The 20,168-nt window shown below is 62.8% G+C and carries 22 protein-coding genes; 21 read left to right on the top strand and 1 reads right to left on the bottom strand.

Annotation, left to right across the window (positions count from 1 at the left end):
- The 5 genes from FJ443_RS20085 to FJ443_RS20065 all read left to right on the top strand — a co-directional run.
- Positions 1-1,947, top strand: a 1,947-nt coding sequence (locus FJ443_RS20085) for an AAA family ATPase (protein ID WP_140665534.1), incomplete at its 5' end; no start/stop codon positions are given.
- Positions 1,944-2,426, top strand: coding sequence for a hypothetical protein (locus FJ443_RS20080; RefSeq protein ID WP_140665531.1), 483 nt, complete (start codon positions 1,944-1,946; stop codon positions 2,424-2,426). The genes FJ443_RS20085 and FJ443_RS20080, both read left to right, overlap by 4 nt.
- Positions 2,423-2,851 carry a hypothetical protein gene (locus tag FJ443_RS20075; protein WP_140665529.1) on the top strand — a complete coding sequence of 143 codons (429 nt, stop codon included), beginning with the start codon at positions 2,423-2,425 and terminating at the stop codon, positions 2,849-2,851. The genes FJ443_RS20080 and FJ443_RS20075 overlap by 4 nt, the downstream gene beginning before the upstream one ends.
- A gap of 256 nt (positions 2,852-3,107) precedes the next feature.
- A complete protein-coding gene (locus tag FJ443_RS20070) occupies positions 3,108-3,644 on the top strand; it encodes a DUF6362 family protein (protein WP_140665526.1) in 537 nt (178 codons plus the stop codon).
- Between the two features lie 676 nt (positions 3,645-4,320).
- Positions 4,321-4,650 carry an HNH endonuclease signature motif containing protein gene (locus FJ443_RS20065; protein ID WP_140665523.1) on the top strand — a complete coding sequence of 110 codons (330 nt, stop codon included), beginning with the start codon at positions 4,321-4,323 and terminating at the stop codon, positions 4,648-4,650.
- Here the strand turns inward: FJ443_RS20065 and FJ443_RS20060 are convergent.
- The gene (locus FJ443_RS20060; protein WP_140665520.1) at positions 4,647-4,841 is read right to left on the bottom strand and encodes a hypothetical protein; all 195 of its coding nucleotides are present in this window, start codon (positions 4,839-4,841) and stop codon (positions 4,647-4,649) included. The two genes, FJ443_RS20065 and FJ443_RS20060, sit on opposite strands and share 4 nt — an antisense overlap.
- A 178-nt stretch (positions 4,842-5,019) precedes the next feature.
- On the opposite strand from FJ443_RS20060, the gene FJ443_RS20055 reads away from it, so the two are divergent.
- The 16 genes from FJ443_RS20055 (at position 5,020) to FJ443_RS19980 (ending at position 20,165) form a co-directional block, all read left to right on the top strand.
- The gene (locus FJ443_RS20055; RefSeq protein ID WP_140665518.1) at positions 5,020-5,466 is read left to right on the top strand and encodes a hypothetical protein; all 447 of its coding nucleotides are present in this window, start codon (positions 5,020-5,022) and stop codon (positions 5,464-5,466) included.
- A complete protein-coding gene (locus FJ443_RS20050; protein ID WP_140665515.1) occupies positions 5,466-7,193 on the top strand; it encodes a terminase large subunit in 1,728 nt (575 codons plus the stop codon). The genes FJ443_RS20055 and FJ443_RS20050 overlap by 1 nt, the downstream gene beginning before the upstream one ends.
- Position 7,194: 1 nt before the next feature.
- Positions 7,195-7,386: a hypothetical protein gene (locus FJ443_RS20045; RefSeq protein WP_140665512.1), complete on the top strand. Its 192-nt coding sequence runs from the start codon at positions 7,195-7,197 to the stop codon at positions 7,384-7,386.
- A gap of 2 nt (positions 7,387-7,388) precedes the next feature.
- On the top strand, positions 7,389-8,699 hold the full coding sequence (locus FJ443_RS20040) for a phage portal protein (RefSeq protein ID WP_140665509.1): 1,311 nt from the start codon (positions 7,389-7,391) through the stop codon (positions 8,697-8,699).
- Positions 8,689-9,813, top strand: coding sequence for a S49 family peptidase (locus tag FJ443_RS20035; RefSeq protein WP_140665506.1), 1,125 nt, complete (start codon positions 8,689-8,691; stop codon positions 9,811-9,813). The genes FJ443_RS20040 and FJ443_RS20035 overlap by 11 nt, the downstream gene beginning before the upstream one ends.
- 96 nt (positions 9,814-9,909) lie before the next feature.
- Positions 9,910-11,244, top strand: a complete 1,335-nt coding sequence (locus FJ443_RS20030) for a phage major capsid protein (RefSeq protein WP_140665503.1) — start codon at positions 9,910-9,912, stop codon at positions 11,242-11,244.
- A gap of 80 nt (positions 11,245-11,324) precedes the next feature.
- Positions 11,325-11,810 (top strand): hypothetical protein, encoded by a 486-nt coding sequence (locus FJ443_RS20025; protein ID WP_140665500.1) that lies wholly within the window; start codon positions 11,325-11,327, stop codon positions 11,808-11,810.
- A 73-nt stretch (positions 11,811-11,883) separates the two neighbouring features.
- Entirely contained in the window at positions 11,884-12,357 is a 474-nt protein-coding gene (locus FJ443_RS20020; protein WP_140665498.1) for a Rho termination factor N-terminal domain-containing protein, read from the top strand.
- A 28-nt stretch (positions 12,358-12,385) separates the two neighbouring features.
- Positions 12,386-13,048, top strand: coding sequence for a hypothetical protein (locus tag FJ443_RS20015; protein ID WP_140665495.1), 663 nt, complete (start codon positions 12,386-12,388; stop codon positions 13,046-13,048).
- Positions 13,033-13,392, top strand: a complete 360-nt coding sequence (locus tag FJ443_RS20010; RefSeq protein ID WP_140665492.1) for a hypothetical protein — start codon at positions 13,033-13,035, stop codon at positions 13,390-13,392. Before FJ443_RS20015 ends, FJ443_RS20010 begins: the two co-directional genes overlap by 16 nt.
- The gene (locus tag FJ443_RS20005; RefSeq protein WP_140665489.1) at positions 13,392-14,012 is read left to right on the top strand and encodes a hypothetical protein; all 621 of its coding nucleotides are present in this window, start codon (positions 13,392-13,394) and stop codon (positions 14,010-14,012) included. The genes FJ443_RS20010 and FJ443_RS20005 overlap by 1 nt, the downstream gene beginning before the upstream one ends.
- Positions 14,012-14,425 carry a hypothetical protein gene (locus FJ443_RS20000; RefSeq protein WP_140583672.1) on the top strand — a complete coding sequence of 138 codons (414 nt, stop codon included), beginning with the start codon at positions 14,012-14,014 and terminating at the stop codon, positions 14,423-14,425. Before FJ443_RS20005 ends, FJ443_RS20000 begins: the two co-directional genes overlap by 1 nt.
- Entirely contained in the window at positions 14,422-14,604 is a 183-nt protein-coding gene (locus FJ443_RS19995) for a hypothetical protein (protein WP_140665486.1), read from the top strand. Before FJ443_RS20000 ends, FJ443_RS19995 begins: the two co-directional genes overlap by 4 nt.
- Before the next feature lie 74 nt (positions 14,605-14,678).
- Entirely contained in the window at positions 14,679-16,142 is a 1,464-nt protein-coding gene (locus tag FJ443_RS19990) for a phage tail tube protein (RefSeq protein ID WP_140665483.1), read from the top strand.
- A gap of 98 nt (positions 16,143-16,240) precedes the next feature.
- The gene (locus tag FJ443_RS19985) at positions 16,241-16,678 is read left to right on the top strand and encodes a hypothetical protein (protein ID WP_140665480.1); all 438 of its coding nucleotides are present in this window, start codon (positions 16,241-16,243) and stop codon (positions 16,676-16,678) included.
- A gap of 358 nt (positions 16,679-17,036) precedes the next feature.
- Positions 17,037-20,165, top strand: a complete 3,129-nt coding sequence (locus tag FJ443_RS19980) for a phage tail length tape measure family protein (RefSeq protein ID WP_140665478.1) — start codon at positions 17,037-17,039, stop codon at positions 20,163-20,165.
- Positions 20,166-20,168 lie beyond the last annotated feature (3 nt).

Below are 20,168 nucleotides of genomic sequence, written 5' to 3'. Positions count from 1 at the left end.
TACGACTACACCGACGCCGACGGCAACCTCGTCTTCCAGGTCGCCCGGATGCAGTACAAGCAGTCCGATGGGACCTGGCGCCTCAACAAGCACGGCAAAATCGATAAGACCTTCGCGCAGCGTCGCCGCTTCGCCGAGGAGAAGGACGTGTGGATCAACGGCCTCCTCGACGGCGAATACATGCGGAAGGGGCCCGGCCAGAATTGGACCCGATACGATTCCAAGACCTTCGACAAATGGGGAATGAAGGAGCGCCGCGAGTTCGACGGTATCTCGCAGCTGCCGCTATACCGCTGGCCGGAGGTCGCCGAGGCGATCAGCATGGGTCAAGCGATCTACCTCGTCGAGGGCGAGAAAAAGGCGGATGCCCTTTGGCAAGCCGGGATCGCGGCGACCTGCAACGCCGGTGGCGCCAAGAAGTGGACGCCCTATCATGCGGAGCAGCTGCGCGGCGCCCACATCATCCAGATCCCGGACAACGACGACGCCGGCAGGATGCACATGCAGATCGTCGGTTCCCGAATGAAGGAGATCGCGGCGTCGGTCATGATGCTCGATATCCGGTCGTTTTGGCCCGATGTTCCGGAAAAAGGCGATATCTGGGATTGGGTGCAGGCTGGTGGTGACCCCACGGATCTCTTCGACATCGTCGATCAGCACGCCCGACCATGGACGAAGGAACCACCGAAGTCGCGGTTCGGCGCCGTCACCTGGGACCGGCTTGATGAAGTCGGCCAGGAGCACGAATACCTCATCGAGGACATCCTGACCCGGCATGAGGTCGCCGTGATCTACGGTGAATCCGGATCCGGCAAAAGCTTCGAGGCCATCGACATGGCGATGGCGGTGGACCGCGGCGTCCCCTTCAACGGCAAGGAGGTCAGACGAGGTGGCGTCATCTACCAGGCCGGCGAAGGTGGCATCGGTGTAAAACAGCGCCTCCGCGCCTACCGGCAGACCTACATGGAGCCCGGCGAACGTGTCGACTTCGTCCTGCTGCCATCCCGCGTCGATCTCTTCGCCAAACCCGGGGAGCAGGATGTCGAAACCAGCCGCGGCACCGATGCCCTTATTGCCGAGATCAAGGCGTGGTCGGAGACCTTCACCGTTCCGCTCGAGCTCGTCGTCATCGACACCCTGGCGACGGCGACGCCCGGCGCCAACGAGAACGCCTCCACCGACATGTCCGTGGTGCTCACCAACCTGGAGCGGATCCGCGACGAATGCCGGACCTCCGTTCTCATGGTCCACCACAAGCCGCGGAACGGGAACAATCCCCGGGGCCACTCCTCGCTGTTCGCCAACGTCGACAATGCCATCGAGCTCGAAATCACACAGCGCCTCGATGTGGGCCAGCGTGCCGACGGCACTCAGCTGATCCGCCAGATCCACCGCGCCACCGTCCAGAAGAACAAGGATGGCGAACGCGGTCATGGCTGGGACTTCATCCTGAAGCAGGTCGTCCTCGGAACCCGGCCGAACGGGAAGCCGCTGACCTCCGTGGTTTGCGCTCCTCCAGGCGGGCAGAGCCCGGAGACCAATGACGACAAGCGGCTGACCGACCAGCAGCACATCGCGATGCAGGCCCTGATGTTTGCCCTGGAGCAGTTCGGCGAAGACACCCCCGAGATCCTCAAGCTCCCTCGCAGCATCAAATCCGTGGTGCTGTTCAAGCACTGGCGAGCCGAGTTCGAGAAGCTCACCTTCGTCGACGATGAAGATGAGAAGAAGCAGCGGGAGCGCATCAAGTCGGCGCTGAAGCGCGCAGGCGAGGCCTTCTACGGCCGCAAGTTCATCGGTCGCGCCGATCGGTTCATCTGGCTCACCGGTCGCCCGATCCCGGGCTTCAGGACGAGGAACAGCACGGAGATCGAACCACCGCGGCAGGATGCCAAGCAGACCTTGGCGGCGATGCAAGAGCTCGCCGACGGGGACATCCAGTTATGAGCAAGGATGTACCCATCAATGTACCCAGCCATATTTCGGCAATTTCCAAGCAAAGCCTTGCGGTGCAAAGGATTGTGGGGGATGCGCAGGATGTGCTCCGTGGCCCCCCATCGCGGCCTTGTACCCAAAATGTACCCAAAACACCGGAAAATGTACCCTGCCCTGTACCCCCGCTGCGCGTGGAAGCAATCGGCTTCGGCGCCTACTATTGCGCCGCCTATCGACGTGACGGCGCCCCCGACATCCTGCTGGATGGTGCCGACGGCAAGCCGCAGCGCTTCGCCTCGGCGACAGCGGCCGTCAAAGCCGCCAAGCTCGCCCTGCACTTCAGGCCGGATCAGCCGGCTGCCCCTGACGTTCTCGGCGCCAAGCGGTTCCACGAGCACCGCGCCGCCGAGCAGGCCGCCCTTCAGATCGAAGCCCTTGGTGGTGTCGTCGTCGACGGCCGCGTCGTCCCGGTGGAGGTGCGCCGGCGATGAAGCACCGTTGCGATATTTGGCGCGTCGCCGAACAATGCGGGGTTCGCCTCGTCGACCCTGACGCCCACGCCTGGCGCCAGCGCCGGCCGCGGGAGTGCTACGCTAAAAAGACGCTGAAGAAGATTGGGCAACGGCATGGCGAAGCCCATCTCGCGCTGACGCTGCGCCTCATCGTGGAGACCTATGAAAACGCGGCGGAGCTTTATTCGGAGACCATCCAGGCGGTGTCCTCGCTGGTGGCGAACCCCGCGATCGAGGCGCGCGGCGGCGCCCTGTTCGAGCAGTTCGATCGGATCAGCCTCGCCGAGATCCGGCATCAGGCCCGACAACTCGCCCTAGGGCTGCCGCTGGCGCACGTCATGCGGGTGCTGCTGGCGGTTAGGCTGGCCGATGGTATAGTCGCTGGGGATCGGAGGGCGGCGTGATGACCAAAATGGAAGTGGTGGGCGCGGTTTGCGTTGCGGTTTCGTGGTACTTGGCCCTTGAGGGCGGCTTCCGCGGGGCCAGGTGGGTATCGGAGGGCAATGATCCGGGTGGAAGCTGGTCTAAAGCTTCAACGATGATCATCCTTTCAATACCGATCGGCCTTTTCGGGATCGCGGTAATGGTTTGGTGGGGTTGATGGGGGCTTGGACCGCCAAAGCCGTCGAATACCGCGTCCTTGAAGCCGCGGAGACACTCATGCTGACACCCAATGTCGGCGGTGGCGTCGGCTCCGCATGGCCCGAGTACATCCCGCACTATCCCCGCGCCATGAAGATCAGGATCCGGCCCTCCCCCGGTGCGCTGACCCGGATGATGGAAACCTGGGGCTGGATAAACGCGTTGCAATCCGAGTCGGATCGGCGTCTTCTCTACGCTTGGGCCTGGACGAAGGCCCGGAAGGGGAAATTCCTCGACGATTTCGCCTCGCGGGAAGGGATCAAAACCCGGACGCTTCGCTGGACGATATCCCGTATTTGCCAAGCCATAGCGGAGCATTTGGAGCAAGCCAAAGTTCCCTGCTTCGAGCAAGCCATTGACGACGTTGCCGAAATCGAGCCAGAAACCGCATCACAAATGGTATCTTCCGAGACGTCTGCCACCCTCGAAATCGATGGTATCCGCAGCTCGATCGAGCCAGGCGCCCGCCCTCGCTACCCCACCAGAGATGAGATCACCGCCCTGGCGAAGCGCTTGGAGAGGGCGAACCGGAAGCGGGCTAAGAGCCGAGCTTAGATGGAAGCATATCGGTGAAGATTGCGGCCACCGCTGCTCGGTGCTCTGGACTGGTATTGGCTATTGCGCTTGTAAGGAGCAGCCCGGCAGCATCGTTCCGTACGACACCGACAGACTCCAAGTGTTTCAACAACTCCACGTTTAGCGCAAGACTAGCAATCGCGAGATCGTTCACATTGTGATCGGCCATATTCACCTCCCTTTTTCGGGTGGCAACGAAGCACGCCACTCGGGCTAAAACAATCCCGCTCGCCGATATGTCCACCGCGAATCCTTGTGCAGTTGGAAAACCGTCAAGGGAAATCGTCTCGTGCGAGGGTACACCGACGGGGACACGCCTTCGGGTCGTCTGCCCCGCAGACCCTTATGTGTCCGTCGAAATGGGTACGCCGGCGGGGTACATTCCGGGTACATTTGGGTACGGCCAGAGACGACACAATTCGTGATTTCCCTTAATGCCCTGAATTCGTGCACTTCTTCGCGCCTCCCTCCCCTCGCGTAGACGCCAAGTTCTGATGAGTGCAGCCTGACGGCGAGCGCGAAAGCGCGCTGCCGCCGTCATAGAGCTCTACGTTCTCAAGGCTGGCTCTATATCAAGAACCGTAGAAGAGAAGAGCGCTCGCTTGCGCGAGCTCCTGTCCGTCAGGGGATCGCTACCGTAGAGGTCACCACCAGCATGGCGAAGCAGATCGGCCCCCAGGTCCGTCAGCTCGACACGAGGACCGCGATGCCAGCAGCGAAGAAGGCAGACGCCGAGCTGCTCACCCCTCAACATAGGGCGTGGCGTGAAGCCGTCCTGCGTCGTTCCAACCATAGATGCGAAGCCATCGATGATGGTCGTCGCTGCCCTACATCGGCACCATCACGCCTCTTCGCCGACCACATCATCGAGCGCAAGGATGGTGGTGCACCCCTCGTCGTCGCCAATGGGCAGTGCCTTTGTGGGCGGCATCACACCCTGAAGACCGCCGCCGCTCGAGTCAAACGGATGAAAGAGCGATATTAACTCTCCCACTGTTCCGTACTGCGATCGTATCGGACCGTTCGCATCTCTACCGTCGACTGGCGCGGATAGCAGTCGATTGCCACCTCGGCCGCGGTCGATACGATGTGCTCATCGGCCCTTGCTTTCGCCCCCTCAAGCGCGTCGAAAGGGGGTGCGATCATATGGCCGTCCAGCGTAATGAAATATTGCATTTGGTCCGATCTCCTTCAGCCCCACCGATCTTCCGGCCAGCTGATCCTCGCCGTCAAGGGCGGGGGGTATCGAATCTCTAGGGCCTTTCGGGGGTCGAACCGCTCGGGGCTCATGTTCACGAAATTTTTTCCGCCGCCCATAAAAACCGGCTGATTTGCCGAAAGTGACCGAAAAAGCATGGCGAAACGAGGAAGGCCGCAGTGGAAGCCGACGGCGGCGATCCGGCGTACCGTGGAAGAGATGCGGTCATGCGGAGAGAGCGAGGCCACCATTGCGCGGTCGCTGGGCATCGACGCCGACACGTTGCGCAAGCATTGCGCCGATGAACTCGACAATGGGTTCTCTCACCGCCGGCGCGAGGTCATCGGCCTACTCTACAAAAGTGCGCGAGGCGGCAACGTCACCGCGCAGAAACGCCTCGAGGAGATGACGCGCCTCGCCGGCGCCGCGGCCGAGTTCGACGACAAGCAGAAGCAAGCTGGCCCCACGGCACCCCAACCGGTCGCCACCAGGTCGCCGAAGCGCGGCAAGAAGGAAGTCCAACGCGAGGACGCCTTTCACGCCGGCACGAATTCCGAATGGGGTGAGGATCTCGCGCCTATCCCGGGCACGAAGCCGAACTGATGCAATGGTCGACGGCGTGTCTCGACTGGGAGGCCCGCATCATTGCCGGCCGGTCCCTCATCCCGGATGGGTTGCCGATCGACAAGCTCCGCGCAGAGAAGGCGCTACGCATCTTCAAGCGGCTGAAGGTGAAGGACATCATCGGGAAACCAACGCTGGGCGAGGTCTGCCCTCAGTGGATCTTCGATCTCGTCTGGGTGGTGTTTGGCGCGCATGACAGCGCGGCGAAACGCCAGTTGATCCGGGAATTCCTAATCCTGATCAGCAAAAAGAACGCGAAGTCGACGATCGCCGCCGGCATCATGGTCACCGCGCTGATTATGAACCAGCGCGCCATGGGCGAGTATCTGATCCTGGCGCCGACGAAGGACGTCGCCGATAACAGCTTCCTGCCGGCGCACGGCATGATCACCGAGGACGACGCGCTCTACAAGCGCTTCAAGCCAAGTGATTCGACGCGGGAAATCACGAACCGGCTCGATGGCGCCGTGCTAGCGGTGAAGTCGGCCGATGCCGATGTCGTCGGCGGGCAGAAGGCGATCAGCTCCTTCGTCGACGAGCTCTGGCTCTTCGGCAAGAAGGCTTCCTCGGCCAACGTGCTGTCAGAGGTCACCGGCTCACAAGCATCGAGGCCAGAAGGCTTCACCATCTATGCGACCACGCAGAGCGATGACCCGCCGACAGGGGTCTTCAGCCAGAAGCTGCTCTATCATCGTGGCATCCGCGACGGGAAGATTGACGACCCCACCTCGCTACCGCTGATCTATGAGTACCCGGACGAGATGGTGAAGGCCCAGGCCTGGCGTGACGCCAAGACCTGGCACATCCCGAACCCAAGTCTCGGCTACTCGGTGGACCTGCAATGGCTGACCACGGAGCTGAAGAAGAAAGAGCTCGAGGGGACCGCCTCACTCAGCCTCTTCGTCTCGAAGCACTTCAACATTGAGGCCGGCCTCGGTCTCAAGTCGGGGAGCTGGGCCGGCGCAGAATTCTGGCTCGGCAACCAGAAGACCGGGGCCTCGAATGTCGATCGCACCCTGACGCTGCAGGAAGTAATCCGCCGGTCCGAGGTGATCACGATCGGGATCGACGGCGGCGGCCTCGACGATCTGCTTGGCCTCGCCGTCCTCGGCCGAGAGATCGGAACCGGAAAGCTGCTGCTGTGGTGCCACGCCTGGGCCCACGAGATCGTAAAGCAGCGCCGAACCGAAATCGCCTCAAAACTCGACGAGCTCGCCGGCTTGCATGAACTCACATTCGTTCAGCTGCCCGGTGATGACGTCTACCAGCTGGCCGATAACGTGCTCGAGGTTCACGCCTCCGGCAAAATGGCAGACGAGAACGCGATCGGCGTCGACTCCTTCGGCGTCGCCGCCATCACCAAGGCGCTGACGAGCCCACACCCGGAAACCGGCGATGAAAGTCCGATCGAAAAGGATCGGATCATCGGCATTCCGCAGGGCTGGAAGCTGAACGGCGCCATCAAGGACACCGAGCGAGATCTCGCCGGCGGCGTCATCACCCACAACGGCAGCGCTCTGATGAGTTTCGCTGTCGGCAACGCGAAGACCGTTCAACACGGCAACGCGGTGTCGATCGACAAGCAGGTCTCCGGCTCCGCCAAGATCGACCCGTTGATGGCGGTTCTCCATGCGAAGGTGCTGATGGGCTTGAACCCACAGGCCGGCAGGTCGGTTTACGAAGAACGCGGATTGAGGATCGCCTGACATGCCGAAGAACGATGAAGCCGGGCCCGGGATAAAGATCGATCGGCAGACCATCCGCGAGGTCGTCGGCGTTTGCGGCGCCGTCCTGGCCGGCTACGGCGCCTGGCTGCACTACGCGCCGGCGGGGTTCATGGTCGCCGGCAGCATCCTTGTCGGCCTCGCCGTGATCGGCACGCTGCGCGGCGGTAACTGACGATGGGTCTCTTTTCGACCGTACTCGGTGGCGTTAAGGCATCGAGTGGCGGCGGCGCTTGGCCTGCGGACGACGACCGCTGGTACGATGGTGCGGTCTCGAGCATGAGCAACGCGGGCCGTCGCGTCACGCCCGATGGCGCGATGCGCGTATCCGCCGCTTATGCCTGCATCGGCCTGCTCTCGAAGACGGTGGCGACTTTGCCGCTACGGATGTACCGAAAGGAACCCGCAACCGGGAAAACATACGAGGCACCCAACCATCCGCTGAACGATCTCCTGGAGTACCAGCCGAACTCTTGGCAATCCGCCTGGGATTTCAAGGCGATGATGATGATGCATCTCGCGCTGCGCGGCAACGCTTATGCCGAGATCGTCTCCGGCCCCCGGGGTTTTGCCGATAGTTTGGAGCCCATCCACCCGGATCGGGTTCTCGTCGACAGACTGCCAGACCAAACCATCCGCTACACGGTTTCCGATCCGGTCAAGGGAACCCGTCGCCTGCTCCAGGACGAGGTCTTCCACGTCCGGAGCCATATCGCGCCTGGTGGTCTCGTCGGCATCAGCCCGGTGACCTACGCCAGGGAGACTATCGGGCTCGCACTGGCGGCCGAAGAGCATGGCGCTCGGATGTTCTCGAACGGGGCTCGCCCGTCCGGTGTGGTCACCGTTGAAAAGACGATGAGTGACGCCGCGTTCGACCGCTTCAAGGCGCAATGGAACGCCAGTTTTGGCGGCATCCACAACGCCATGAAGACGCCGATCCTTGAGCAGGGCGCCAAATTCGATCCGATCAGCCTCGATGCCGAGGAGGCCCAGTTCATTCAGACGCGCGAATTCCAGATCGAGGAGATCGCGCGCTGGTTCGACGTCCCGCTCGTCCTGCTTCATCATATGACGAAGACGAGTTCGTGGGGTACCGGCGTTGAGGCCATCATGCTGGCCTTTGTTCGCAACAACCTCATGCCATGGTTGGGCTGCTGGACCGGGGCGATCCGCCGCGATCTCATCCTGGCGCCGAACATCTACGAGGCGCAGTTCGACGTCGAGCCACTGATCAAGGGCGATTCCCGTGCCTTGGCCGACTTCTACTCGAGGACGGTCCTCAACGGCATCCTCACCCGCAACGAGGCTCGCGCCGCACTCGGCTACAACCCGATCGACGGCCTTGATGAGCCGTTGGTGCCGACCAACACGACAACTTCGCAAGATGTGCCACGGGGCGATGGTCAGCCGCCGAACGGGTCCGCGCTAATCGGCCACAACGGTGGTCCCAAAATCGAAGACACCACGGAGCAAGCCGATGCCAACTAGGTTCCCGCACCTGCGTGCCGCGGTCCTGCAGCATCCCTGGGCGATTATGCCCGATCGTCTGGAGGCGATCGCGGAAGTCATAGAGCGTCGCGTCGAGGGCGTCAGACTTTCCGCGGACGAGATCGCTGGCATCAAAGGCGACCGCGAACCGAACGGTGTGGTTTCGCTACTCGATTCCGATACGCTGGGACCATCCGCAGCGGAGGCTCGCGCCGAGGGTGGCGCCGGCGGCCCATCAGTCATTGCGGTGATCTCAGTCTTCGGGATCATCGCGCAGCATGCGCGCCAGGTCGACGACATCAGCGGCCCCGGCGGCACCTCGACGGAGCGCGTACTTTCGAGCTTCCGATCGGCGCTGAACGACCCGAACGTGAAGGCGATCGTCCTCAACATCGACAGCCCGGGCGGGAATGTTAACGGGGTCCAGGTCCTGGCCGACGAGATCTTCAACGCTCGCGGCCAGAAGCCTGTTGTCGCTCAGGTCAACAGCCTTGCCGCTTCGGCCGCCTACTGGATCGCGTGCTCCTGCGATGAGATTGTCGTCACCCCCGGCGGCCAGGTCGGCTCGATCGGCGTCTACGCGCTGCATCGCGACGTCTCGAAGGCCGCCGAGATGGACGGTTTCAAGTTCACCTTCATCTCTGCCGGCAAATTCAAGGTTGAAGGCAACCAGTTCGAGCCGCTCAACGATGAGGCATCGAAAGCAATCCAAGACCAGATCGATGCCTACTACTCCGATTTTACGATGGCAGTGGCGCGCGGCCGCGGTGTCGAGGTCGCCGATGTCGTTGGGGGTTTCGGCCAGGGCCGAACCGAAAAGGACAAGAAGGCGGTGAAGGCGGGCATGGCAGACCGCGTCGCCACGATGGATGCGACGCTTCGCAAGCTGGCCGCCGCGAAGAAGCCGGCCGCTCCCAAAGCCGAAGCTGAAGGTGATACGCGGGTCGATCTCGAACCCGATGTGCAACCTGCTGCCCAGTCGGAGACCGAAACGACTGTCGAATCGACTGACAAACCCTCGAACAGCGAGGCAGAGGCCCTGGCCGCGCAGGCCGCGGCAGACCGAGATGTATTTCGTCGTCGCCGGCACGCAGCCCGCGCCCGCGGCGCCTAGTAGCCACTCAAATTCTTTGCGCCCCACGAGCCGCCGGGCACGTGGGCAGACTTTCCGCGCCCTTCTGCCCGGTTTTCAGCAACGTGGAGACCTAAAATGAGCATTAAAGTCCTTCGCCAGAAGCGCGCCGACCTCGTCAAAGAGGCCCAGGGCGTCTTCGACGTCGCCACCGCCGAGAATCGCGGCCTCACCGAGGCTGAAGCGGCGCGCGACGACGCGATTTCGGCCGAACTGACCGACATCGACGCACAGATCGTCCGTGCCGAGCGTCAGATGGAGCGCCAGCGCTCAATCGGCGGCGCCATAGATGCCAATGTCGATACCGACCAGCGCGATCGCGGCGGCCGCGGCAGCGAGCAGCGTTTCGCCACCCTTGGTGAGCAGATGATGGCAGTCGCTCGCGCAGGCAACCCCGATTATCGCGGCTCGGCCGATCCTCGCCTGATCATGTCCGGCCCGACCGGACTGTCGGAAGGGATCGCGGCCGACGGCGGCTTCCTGGTGCAGAACGACTTCAACAACGAGCTGCTGCAGAACACCTACGAGAGCGGCGAAATCGCCAGCCGTGTTCGCCGCATCGGAATTGGACCGAACTCCAACGGCATCAACATGAACGGTGTCGATGAAACCAGTCGCGCCAACGGTTCGCGCTGGGGCGGCATCCTGTCCTACTGGACCGGTGAGGCCCAGTTGAAGACCGCCAGCCAGCCGAAGTTCCGTCGCATCAAGATGGAGCTCGATAAGCTCACCGGTCTTTGCTATGCGACCGACGAGCTGCTGCAGGACAGCACGGCGCTGGAATCTTGGCTCCGCCAGGCGTTCGCAGACGAGTTCGTCTTCAGGATCGAAGACGCCATCATGAACGGCAACGGCTCCGGCATGCCGCTCGGCTTCCTCAACGGTGGTTCCACCATCACAGTGAACAAGGAGGCCAGCCAGGTCGCCGCCACCATCGTGGCGGAGAACATCCTGAAAATGTGGGCCCGCATGCCGGCGCGGTCTCGCAAAAATGCGGTCTGGCTTGTTAACCAGGATGTTGAACCGCAGCTCTACCAGTTCAACATCAAGATCAAGAATGTGGCCGGCACCGAAAACGTCGGCGGCATCGCAACCCCGCAGGTCATCTTCACCCCGCCTGGCGCCAACGGCAACCAGTATGCGACCCTGATGGGCCGGCCGGTCATACCGGTTGAATATGCTGCCACGCTGGGCACCGCCGGCGACATCGTGCTCGCCGATCTGTCGCAGTACCTGGCGATCGACAAGGGCCCGATGCAGTCGGCCTCGTCGATCCACGTCAGGTTCATCTACGACGAGACCTGCTTCCGGTTCGTATACCGCTTCAACGGCCAGCCGATCTGGGCTGCGCCGATGACGCCGTTCAAAGGCACTGCGACGCAGAGCCCGTTCATCGCCCTCCAGACGCGATAATCCCTGCGCCAACGGGCCGGCCTTCGGGCCGGCTCACCGCTCCCCCGATCAACCTATTCTCGCTGTCCTAGGAGACCGCAATGACCAAATTCACCCTTCCGCACCAGATGAAGCTCGTTGAAGGCATCGCGCCTGCGGCCGATGCCGCGGGCCGCAGCTCGGACATCGTCAGCCTGAAGAACGTTGGCAAGGCTTACATTTTGATCCACCTCACGCAGGGCAACGCTGCCACCATCGCGTTGACCCCGATGCAAGCCCAGGACGTCGCCGGCACAGGCGCCAAGGTCCTCGCCAACGCGGTGCCGATCTGGTCGAACCTCGACACCTCGCTTACCGACACGCTGATCCGACGCACCGATGCGGTGAACTACACCACCGATGCGGCCGTCAAGAACAAGCAGGTGGTCTTCGAAATCGATCCGGCCCTGCTCGACATGGCGAACGGCTTCGACTGCCTCTATTTCACGACCGGCGCGTCCAACGCGGCGAACATCACCCAGGCGGAGTTTCTCTTGGTGGATCTCCGCTACCAGCAGACGACACCGCCGAGCGCCATTATCGACTGATAGCGGGTCGCTACAGCCCGAGGGCCGCCGAAGAAGCGGCCCTCCTCTCCCTTTTCAACCCGGAGCACGCCCAATGTTCGTTCGCCAATTGATCGGTCGTGAGGCCGGCACCATCATCGAATTGCCCTACCACGCCGCGACGGCGAGCCTCGGAATGGGGACTTGCGCCGAAGTGACCGACGATGAAATCGCCGAGGCAGGTCTTACCCCGGCACCGACCTATTCCGCCATCCGCCCGGACGAGATGCCGGATGGCTATCGTGCGGTCGCGAGCGAAGGTGGCGGCTTCGACGTCATCGATGCCGGCGGCGTCGTCGTGAACCAGGAATTCATCCCGAACCTGCCGGCGGCGCGTTCATTCGCGCTGGCTTTGGCCGGGCACGAGGTTCCGCCCGCTGATCCTGTCGAGGTCAACGACCCCGACGAAGACCTCGAGAAGATGACGCGCGCCGAGCTCGACGCCCTGGCTGCGGAACGCGGCGTCGATATCTCTGAAGCCAAGAACAAGGGCGACGTGATCGCGGCGCTGCAACTGGCGGCCGAATAGCGCTGCCTTTTGACTGGTGGAGGCAGCGATGCGCTCATCCCTTGCAGTTACCACGCCGGCAGGCGACCTCTCGCTGCTCACTCAGTCCGAACGGCGCGAAGCAGCCGGCCTCGCCGCCGGTGATGCGTCGCAAGATGCAAAGCTCGCCGCACTCGATCTCCGCCTTGCCGCCGCCATCATGGCGGAATGCAAAATCGCCATCGGCGCCGGCGGGGAGCCCACCCTCCTTCAAGAAACCCTCACCGAGACGTTTCGGGGTGTCCATCTCGCTGAGATCATCCTTTCTCGGCGGCACAAAATCGAGATCACCAGCCTCACCGAGGATGATACGGCGATCACATTCGATACCGATTTCGTCGTCGATCCCGAATCTGGCCTCGCCGCACGTCTTTGCAGCGATCAACACGTCCGCTGGTGTGCCTCCAAAATCGTGGTTGTCTACAAGGCCGGTTTCACCTTCGCGACGATCCCGGGCGACCTGAAACAGGCCGCAATGGATTTCATGCGTCTTGCATGGGCGGAAAAGGACCGCGATCCGTCGCTGAAAAGCGAGGTTGTCGACATCCCCGACGTTCGCCGTGTGGAGCGCGGCTTCTGGGTCGGCTCAGTACCGGGGCAATCCACTGAAGGTGCGGTTCCGGACATCGTGGCCGGTCAGCTCGCCCGGTACCGCAATTGGTGGATTTCGTGACAACTCCGGCGTCCCTCATCGCCGACCTCGACGCCGCCCTTGCCGACGCCGGCGAGACCGTCACGATCCGGCGCTACACCGCGCCGACGGGGACGCCGCGGCCGAAGATCGACGTTGCCTCTGTCCCGGCCGCGATCCGCCCGGTGAAACCCGATGAGCTCGTCGGCGACGTCCAGCAAACGGATCGTCTCGTCGTCCTCAGTCCGTCCATGATCGAGGCGCTGTTACCGCTGAAGATCGGCGACAAGGTGCTGATCGCCGGCGCCGAGGCGAACGTGCAGTTCGCCGGGCATATCCGGGTCCAAGACGTCGTCGTCCGTTTAAAGCTTATGGTGCGGGGCTGATGGCCAGCTTTGCCACCTTCGAGCGCGACCTCAAGGTTGCCACAGCCGGCCTGGAGCCAGCTGCAATCAACGCAGCCGTCGCCAAGTTTGCTCGTGAGGAGATCGCACGGGTCGTCGCGTCCGGCGAGGGTAGCCCGAATTTCGACCGCTACGTCAACGGCCGCGCCGGCGCCGCCGAGGAATCGGTGCAGGCGCCAGGACCGATCCTTTATGTCTTCAACTGGTGGGCGGACATAATCACCGCAGCGCTCGAGGAGCTCGTGAAGCGAAGCCCACGGAAATCGGGGCGCTACGCCCGCTCGTTCCTGGTTGTCGTCGGCGGCAGGACCGTCGTCACCGACTTCACCAAGCTTCGCGGCGACGCCGAGGTCATCATCTTCAATCCGCAGCCGTACACACGCCGCATTGAAACCGGATCGATGTCGCTGTCAGTGCCGGCACGTCACTTCGAAACGGCGAGAGGGGCGCTGCGCCGGCGCTTCGGCAATTCGTACCGCGTCGAGATGAAGTTCGTCGAGGTACCGAGCGGGATCTCCACCATGGCGCCCTACCGGCTTCGAACGGGCGAGCGAGCCGGCGCCATGCTGACCTATCCCGCACTCGTGATGAACGCGCTCTGATGTCCAGTCCCGAAGCCTTTGACGGCATCCACGACTACCTGTTGGCGGCCTGGGCCGGCCGGACGCCGATGGTGTTTGAAAACGAGCCCTCCCCGATCGGCGACACCCCGGAGGCATGGGTGCTCGTCGAGATCTTCGGCGACTTCTTCGATCTCGCCTCGATCGGCGCCGAACCCGTGCTTGCGAATCGCTGGCGCGAAGGCGGCCAGGTTCTCATGCATGTTCTCACTCCGAACGAAACCGGCTCCCGGGCCGGCCGCGTCTACGCCAAGCAGCTGGTCGATCTCTTCCGCGGCCAGGAAATCGCCGGCATCCGCTTCCGCGACGCCTCGATCGGCGCCGGCGAGCGGGGAACGCAGGATGGAAACTACTACCGCATGACCGCAACAATCGACTGGGAGCTCGACCAATGAACAATGTTCTGAAGCCCTTCAACTCGACGTCACGCCGGTATGCTGTTGGCGATCCGGTCCGCGAAACCGACGATCTCTCGCCGCACTCCTTCGAGGACCTGAAGGCGCGCAAGTTCATCGGGACGCCCAAGCCTGCCCAGGCCGAGAAGGCCGCTGCGCCATCCTCAAAGGACAAATAGTCCGCTTCGCCTTCCTGACCACCAGAACCGCCCGCTCGGCCCCGCCGTAGCGGGTTTTTTCATGGAGAAACCCAGTGACAGATTCCAATCGTCTGCGCCTTACCACCGTGCGGGAATCCTCGCTCGGCGTCACTCCCGTTACCCCACGCATGCGCACCATGCGCATCACCGGCGAGGGTTTGAAGTACGAGCCTCAGTTCGTGCAGTCCGCCGAGCTGCGGTCCGACCGCATGAACGCGGATCCGATCAAGATCAACGAGCAGAACTCGGGTCCCGTGAATTTCGAATTCTCCTACCCCGTGCAGGACGGGTCGCTTGCCGACTTCATGCAGTCCATGATGTTCAATCCTTGGGTCAACACCCCGACCCGTGACAACGACGGCACCGCCGATAGCGTCATCACGGCGCTCACCGGCACCACGGATGTGGTGACCTGTACGACTGGCCCCGCCTTTGCCGCGGGACAGATCGCCAGGTTCTCCGGGTTCGCTACCGGGGCGAACAACGGTGTCTTCAAGTGCACCACTGGCGGCGCCACCGCTCCGGCGTTTCTCGGCGCCGGCTTCGTCACGGAAGCGGCGCCGCCGGCAGCGGCACGCATCAAGGTGGTTGGCTTCCAGGGTGCCTCTGGCGACGTCACCGCGCTGGCCGATGGTCTGGGATCGACCGCGCTCGATTTCACCACTCTCGGGCTGGTGCCAGGTCAGTGGGTCAAGATCGGGGGCATCGCGGCAGGCGATAAGTTTGCGGCTGCGGTCTGCAACGGATGGGCCAGGACTTCCGGAGCCATCACGGCGACCAAAATTCCGCTCGACAACCTGCCCGTGGGCTGGACCACAGATGACGGCTCCGGAAAGACTATCAAGGTGTGGTTCGGCGATCAGATCAAGAACGGCGTCACGATGACGTCGCAGACGATCGAGCGTGGCTTCATGGGCCAGGCCGTGCCGACCTATATCGCGCAGCGCGGCATGGTCGTTGGCCAGGCCTCCTTCAACTGGACCACGGAACAGGTGATCTCGGGTTCGTTCACGATGAACGGTCTCACCGGCGAGCAAGGCACCACGCCTCTCGATGCCTCCCCGGATGCAGAAACCACCAATCGCATCATGGCCGCCAATGTCGACGTCGGCCGCATCGCTGAATCCGGGGCATCTGTGGGTTCACCGAACTGGATCCGGGCGTTGACGATGAACGTCAACAACAATCTCCGCATGAAGACGGCTGTTGGCAACATCGGCTCCGTCGATATCGGCGTCGGCGAACTCGCGATCGACGTCACGCTGGAGACCTACTTCGGCGACAACGCGCTTCTCACCAAGCTGCTCGCCGGCACCGTCGGCAACCTGAACTGCCGCACCGCCAAGGACGGCCAGGCCGTCGTGATGGCGCTGCCGCGGCTGACCTTCACCGGCGGCGCTCCCTCAGCCGGCGGTAAGAACCAGGATGTCACCATGGCGCTCGCCGGCATGGTGTCGAAGGATGCCCTGACGGCTGCCAGCCTCATCTGGGACCGGTTTGAGTACTTCGAGGCCTGATCCCAAATCCCGGCCCGACACCGGGGAAAGTTTGCGCGCGAAGGCGGGCGGCGCTGTCGGGGCGTCGCCCGTTTCCTCCCGACAAAGGATCCACCGACATGACGATCAAGCTAGGCAGCCTTGCTGCAGATCTCAAAAAAGAACGCGAGGGCGACTGGATTGAGCCCAAGGAATGGGGTGGTCTAAACCCGGAGAAGCCATTCGAGATGACGCCGCTGCCCGGTCTCGCGCTTCTCGTCCGTTCGACAAACTACCCGCCGTACATGACGGCAAGACAAGCCGCGCTGGAGAAAATCAAGCTCGACTATCCTGACGGCCAGGTCCCGCCGGATGCGCAAGCGCGGATCAACGGTGAGCTCGCCGTTCAGCATCTTCTGCTTGGCTGGCGCGGTCTCGACATCGAGTACTCCCCTGACGTTGTGAGCAATGTCTTGGTGGCCGAGGAACACCGCGTCCTGCGCGATATCACTTACTATTGCGCCGGCCTGGTCGGCAAACGTAAGGTCGAGTTCGTCGAGGCCGCCGCAAAAAACTAACAGCGGCCTTCCGCTACGATCTGAAGCGGAAAGGCCTCGATACCTGGCTGCTGAAACTGGCGGCCCAATACCCGAATGAGTTCCCGAAATCGCAGCTGCCGTCTCGGCCGCATGACGCAAAACCCGAGTTCTGGCACGAGTTCTACTGGCGAGCCTGGGAAGCACTTCGGTTCGATCGCCAGTACGGCGCATTCGGTGGTGAAAGCCCGATCAGCTTCGTCACCCTCGACACATATGCACGTCGTTACGGCATCGAGGGTGAAGCCTTCGAGACCTTCCATCGGTTCATGACGGCCATCGATACCGAATGGCTGCTCTACACAGCTGAAAAAGACAAGGAAGAGGAGGCTAAACGCAAATGACAGTTCAGCTTTCCAGCCTCCGCGTCTCCGCCGACATTGACGCCTCGAAATACGTCGCCGGGGCGCAGCAGAAGGTTGCTGCTGACGCCGCGATGACGGCGTCGAGCCGAAACGCAGCGGTTGGGATTGCAGCAGTTGGAACGGCTGTCGGCGCCGCAGCCCCCAAGATCAGCGAATCTGGCGACGTCCTCGCGCGGCTGTCGCGCCAGTACGTCGAAGGCTTCGCGGCCTCCCAGAAATTCAACTCGGCGATCAACCAGCTCGCCAAGGGGGTCGACACCGGCAAGATCGCGATCACGCAAACTGGGCCAATCCTCGACGGCATCTACAAGAAATTCGGCCAGACTGCGGATTCCTCGGCGATCATGGCCAGGGGACAAACCGAGCTCGCGCTTGCGGTCACGGCGGCAAACGCTCGCTTCGTTGCAGCCCGCAAGCCGCTCGATGAGGTCGGCAATTCCGCGCGCCTGACGTCGGGCCAACTGCTCAATCTGTCGCGCCAGGGCAATGACGTCATCACGATGTTTGCGCTCGGCGCCCCGTTGATGCAGGTCTTCGCTTCTCAGGCTGGCCAGGTCTTTGACGCCCTGGAAAGCGGGCCTGCCGGCGCCTTGGGGTCCTTGAAGGCGATTGGTGGCGGCCTCCTCAGCTTCGTTGCGACACCGCTTGGTGCTGTCACGGTGGCAACGACAGCCGCCGTCGCTGGGCTAGCCGCGTATGCGACCTTCGGGCGCGAGCACATCCGCGATGTCGACGAGGTCCTCAAGGATCACGAGAAAAACATTCGGGCGCTGAAGGATGCCTACGGTGAGGCCGCTGACAGCGCGATCGCCTACGGCAAGGCGGCATCCAATGAGGGCCGCGCTGGAATTGCAATTCCGACCGCTATCACCGAGCTGGAGCTGAGGCTCTCTCTCGCAGAAGCTACACGCACGGCATCGCGGAGTATGACCGCCAATGCCAACGGTCTGCAAGGTGGATCGCAGTTCGGCCCGAGCGTGACATCGCAGTTCAAGGATTTTGCCGCCGAGATCGATAAATTCCAGGGCACAATCGCACAAGGTAACCCTGATCTTCTCGCCTTTCGCAAAGCAATCACGGAGAAATGGGATCTCGATCGCAACAACGAAGCGCTGACCAATGAAGCCTCAGCGCTGCTGAAGCTTACCGATGCCGCCGCGAAGGCAGCACTCGCCTTGCCCGCCGCGAAGGCAGCAATCGACGCCTTGAACAACGGCAGGTATCCAAGCTTCGCCGACATCCAGCCCCGCCAGGACTATGAGGATCGGAACAGCGCCAATCTGACATGGATGGAGCGGCAGCGTGCCGCTGCACTCGGCGGTATCGGCGCCAAATCTCCTAATCAGTTGCGCGCGGCCGCTATGGCGACGGAGGCTGCCCGGCCGAGTGCCGCCGGTGAGAGCGACGACGTCCGGCAGTACAGGATTGCGAGCGCCGGCGCCCTCGCTTACGCGCAAGCCGTTCATTCGTTGGCCGAGGCCCAGAAGGATCGTGCTCGTGCGCTTGACCAGACCCTTGCCGGCCAGCAGCTCGATCTCGACCTCGTCGGGAAAACCGCTGGCGAAGCCGCCAGGCTCCGCATGGAGTTCGATCAAATCGCGCAGCTCCGCGCCGAGGCGGCTCGCAACGGCGTCGCCGCCGACGAGCAGGAAATCGAGCGGATCAAGGAAAAGGCGGCAGAATACGGCAAATTCGCTGATCAGATCGCCCGCGCCAATCTTTCACGAGATCTCGCTTTCGAGCGTGACCAGCTCGGCCGCACCTCACAAGAGCAGGCGATTGCATCCCGTCTGCGCGGCGCCGGCTTGCCCGTCGATCTCAACTCGCCGGAAGCGCAGCGGATGCGTTCCAACCAGGTGTTCTCCGACAACAAGGAGATGGCAACCAGCTTCCTCAACGACTTCAAGAGCGAGCTTCTCAAGAACGGCGGCAACATCGGCAAGGCGCTTGGGACTTCGATCCTGAATGCGCTGACGCATTCGATGGACAAGCAGTGGGAAGCCATCTTCGACAGGCTTGGCACCGCCTTTGCCAACTGGATGAGCGGCGGCAAAGGCGCCGGCGGCGCACTCGGTGCGGGGTCGGGCATCGTCGGTGCCGTGCTCGGTGGTGCCAACGATAACTATGCGCCTGGAGCCGTCACGCGCGCGCCGTTGGGCGCGACCGGCGGCAGCATGGCGCAATATGCCGCCGCGATCCGCTCGATTGAGAGCGCTGGTAGCGGTGGGTATTCAGCGCTGGGGCCAGTCCTGAAAAATGGCAACCAGGCGCTCGGCGCCTATCAGGTCATGAAGAGCAACCTGCCTTCGTGGTCGCAGGATGCCCTTGGCAAGACCCTATCGCCGAGCCAGTTCCTCGCCGACTCCGGCGCGCAGGACGCGATCTTCGCGAAGCAGTTCGGCAAATACCTGTCGAAGTACGGAAATCCGCAAGATGCGGCATCAGCCTGGTTCACCGGCCGGCCGCTATCGAGCGGCGCCGGTGCCAGGGATGTCCTGGGCACCACCGGTTCCGTCTATGTCGACAAGTTCAACGCCGCGGTGGACAAGGCCGCCGGAAGCCTTGGTGGCCTGGATAGTAGCGTCAGCAACACGGTGCAGGCGCTCGCCGGCGGGATTGGCGGCAAAGGCGGCCTCGCCTCCATCCTGGACGGACTGAAGCCGTCGAATTTCCAGGCCAACACTACGCTGTCGGATATTCTGGGATATTCGGGAGGCGGCGCCGCGGCACCTAGCGGCGGTGGCGGTGGCTTCCTAAGCTCGATCTTCAGCTTCATCCCGAAGTTGTTCGGTTTCGCCGATGGCACCGAATCGGCCCCAGAGGGCTGGGCATGGGTTGGTGAGCGCGGTCCGGAGCTCCGCAGGCTTCGCGCCGGCGACACCATCCGCAGCAATGCGAGGTCGATGCAGATGGCATCGGCCGGCAATTCGAACAGGCAGCCCAACGTCGAACTGCATGTCCACGTCAACGGCGCCAGCGGTGATGATCATATCCGAACGCTGTCCAAGCAAGGCGCCCAGGAGGCGATCGGCGAGTATCATCAGGGCCAGGTGAACGGCGGGTTCGGTGATACGCAACGCCGCTACACTTCACAGAAGGGGTAAGGC

Origin of the sequence: Mesorhizobium sp. B2-6-1 (assembly GCF_006440475.1) — a bacterium.
GTDB lineage: Bacteria > Pseudomonadota > Alphaproteobacteria > Rhizobiales > Rhizobiaceae > Mesorhizobium.
Note: the sequence above shows the minus strand (reverse complement) of the source record. Positions and strands in the feature narration are given on the sequence as shown.

Bases quoted from the DNA above. Each gene is read 5' to 3' on its own strand.
- FJ443_RS20055 (WP_140665518.1), top strand. From the start codon at position 5,020: ATGGCGAAACGAGGAAGGCCGCAGTGGAAGCCGACGGCGGCGATCCGG.
- FJ443_RS19995 (WP_140665486.1), top strand. From the start codon at position 14,422: ATGAACAATGTTCTGAAGCCCTTCAACTCGACGTCACGCCGGTATGCT.
- FJ443_RS20075 (WP_140665529.1), top strand. From the start codon at position 2,423: ATGAAGCACCGTTGCGATATTTGGCGCGTCGCCGAACAATGCGGGGTT.
- FJ443_RS19985 (WP_140665480.1), top strand. From the start codon at position 16,241: ATGACGATCAAGCTAGGCAGCCTTGCTGCAGATCTCAAAAAAGAACGC.
- FJ443_RS20070 (WP_140665526.1), top strand. From the start codon at position 3,108: ATGCTGACACCCAATGTCGGCGGTGGCGTCGGCTCCGCATGGCCCGAG.
- FJ443_RS20020 (WP_140665498.1), top strand. From the start codon at position 11,884: ATGTTCGTTCGCCAATTGATCGGTCGTGAGGCCGGCACCATCATCGAA.
- FJ443_RS20025 (WP_140665500.1), top strand. From the start codon at position 11,325: ATGACCAAATTCACCCTTCCGCACCAGATGAAGCTCGTTGAAGGCATC.
- FJ443_RS19980 (WP_140665478.1), top strand. From the start codon at position 17,037: ATGACAGTTCAGCTTTCCAGCCTCCGCGTCTCCGCCGACATTGACGCC.
- FJ443_RS20050 (WP_140665515.1), top strand. From the start codon at position 5,466: ATGCAATGGTCGACGGCGTGTCTCGACTGGGAGGCCCGCATCATTGCC.
- FJ443_RS20000 (WP_140583672.1), top strand. From the start codon at position 14,012: ATGTCCAGTCCCGAAGCCTTTGACGGCATCCACGACTACCTGTTGGCG.
- FJ443_RS20040 (WP_140665509.1), top strand. From the start codon at position 7,389: ATGGGTCTCTTTTCGACCGTACTCGGTGGCGTTAAGGCATCGAGTGGC.
- FJ443_RS20060 (WP_140665520.1), bottom strand. From the start codon at position 4,841: ATGCAATATTTCATTACGCTGGACGGCCATATGATCGCACCCCCTTTC.
- FJ443_RS20015 (WP_140665495.1), top strand. From the start codon at position 12,386: ATGCGCTCATCCCTTGCAGTTACCACGCCGGCAGGCGACCTCTCGCTG.
- FJ443_RS20080 (WP_140665531.1), top strand. From the start codon at position 1,944: ATGAGCAAGGATGTACCCATCAATGTACCCAGCCATATTTCGGCAATT.
- FJ443_RS20030 (WP_140665503.1), top strand. From the start codon at position 9,910: ATGAGCATTAAAGTCCTTCGCCAGAAGCGCGCCGACCTCGTCAAAGAG.
- FJ443_RS20045 (WP_140665512.1), top strand. From the start codon at position 7,195: ATGCCGAAGAACGATGAAGCCGGGCCCGGGATAAAGATCGATCGGCAG.
- FJ443_RS20035 (WP_140665506.1), top strand. From the start codon at position 8,689: ATGCCAACTAGGTTCCCGCACCTGCGTGCCGCGGTCCTGCAGCATCCC.
- FJ443_RS20065 (WP_140665523.1), top strand. From the start codon at position 4,321: ATGGCGAAGCAGATCGGCCCCCAGGTCCGTCAGCTCGACACGAGGACC.
- FJ443_RS20005 (WP_140665489.1), top strand. From the start codon at position 13,392: ATGGCCAGCTTTGCCACCTTCGAGCGCGACCTCAAGGTTGCCACAGCC.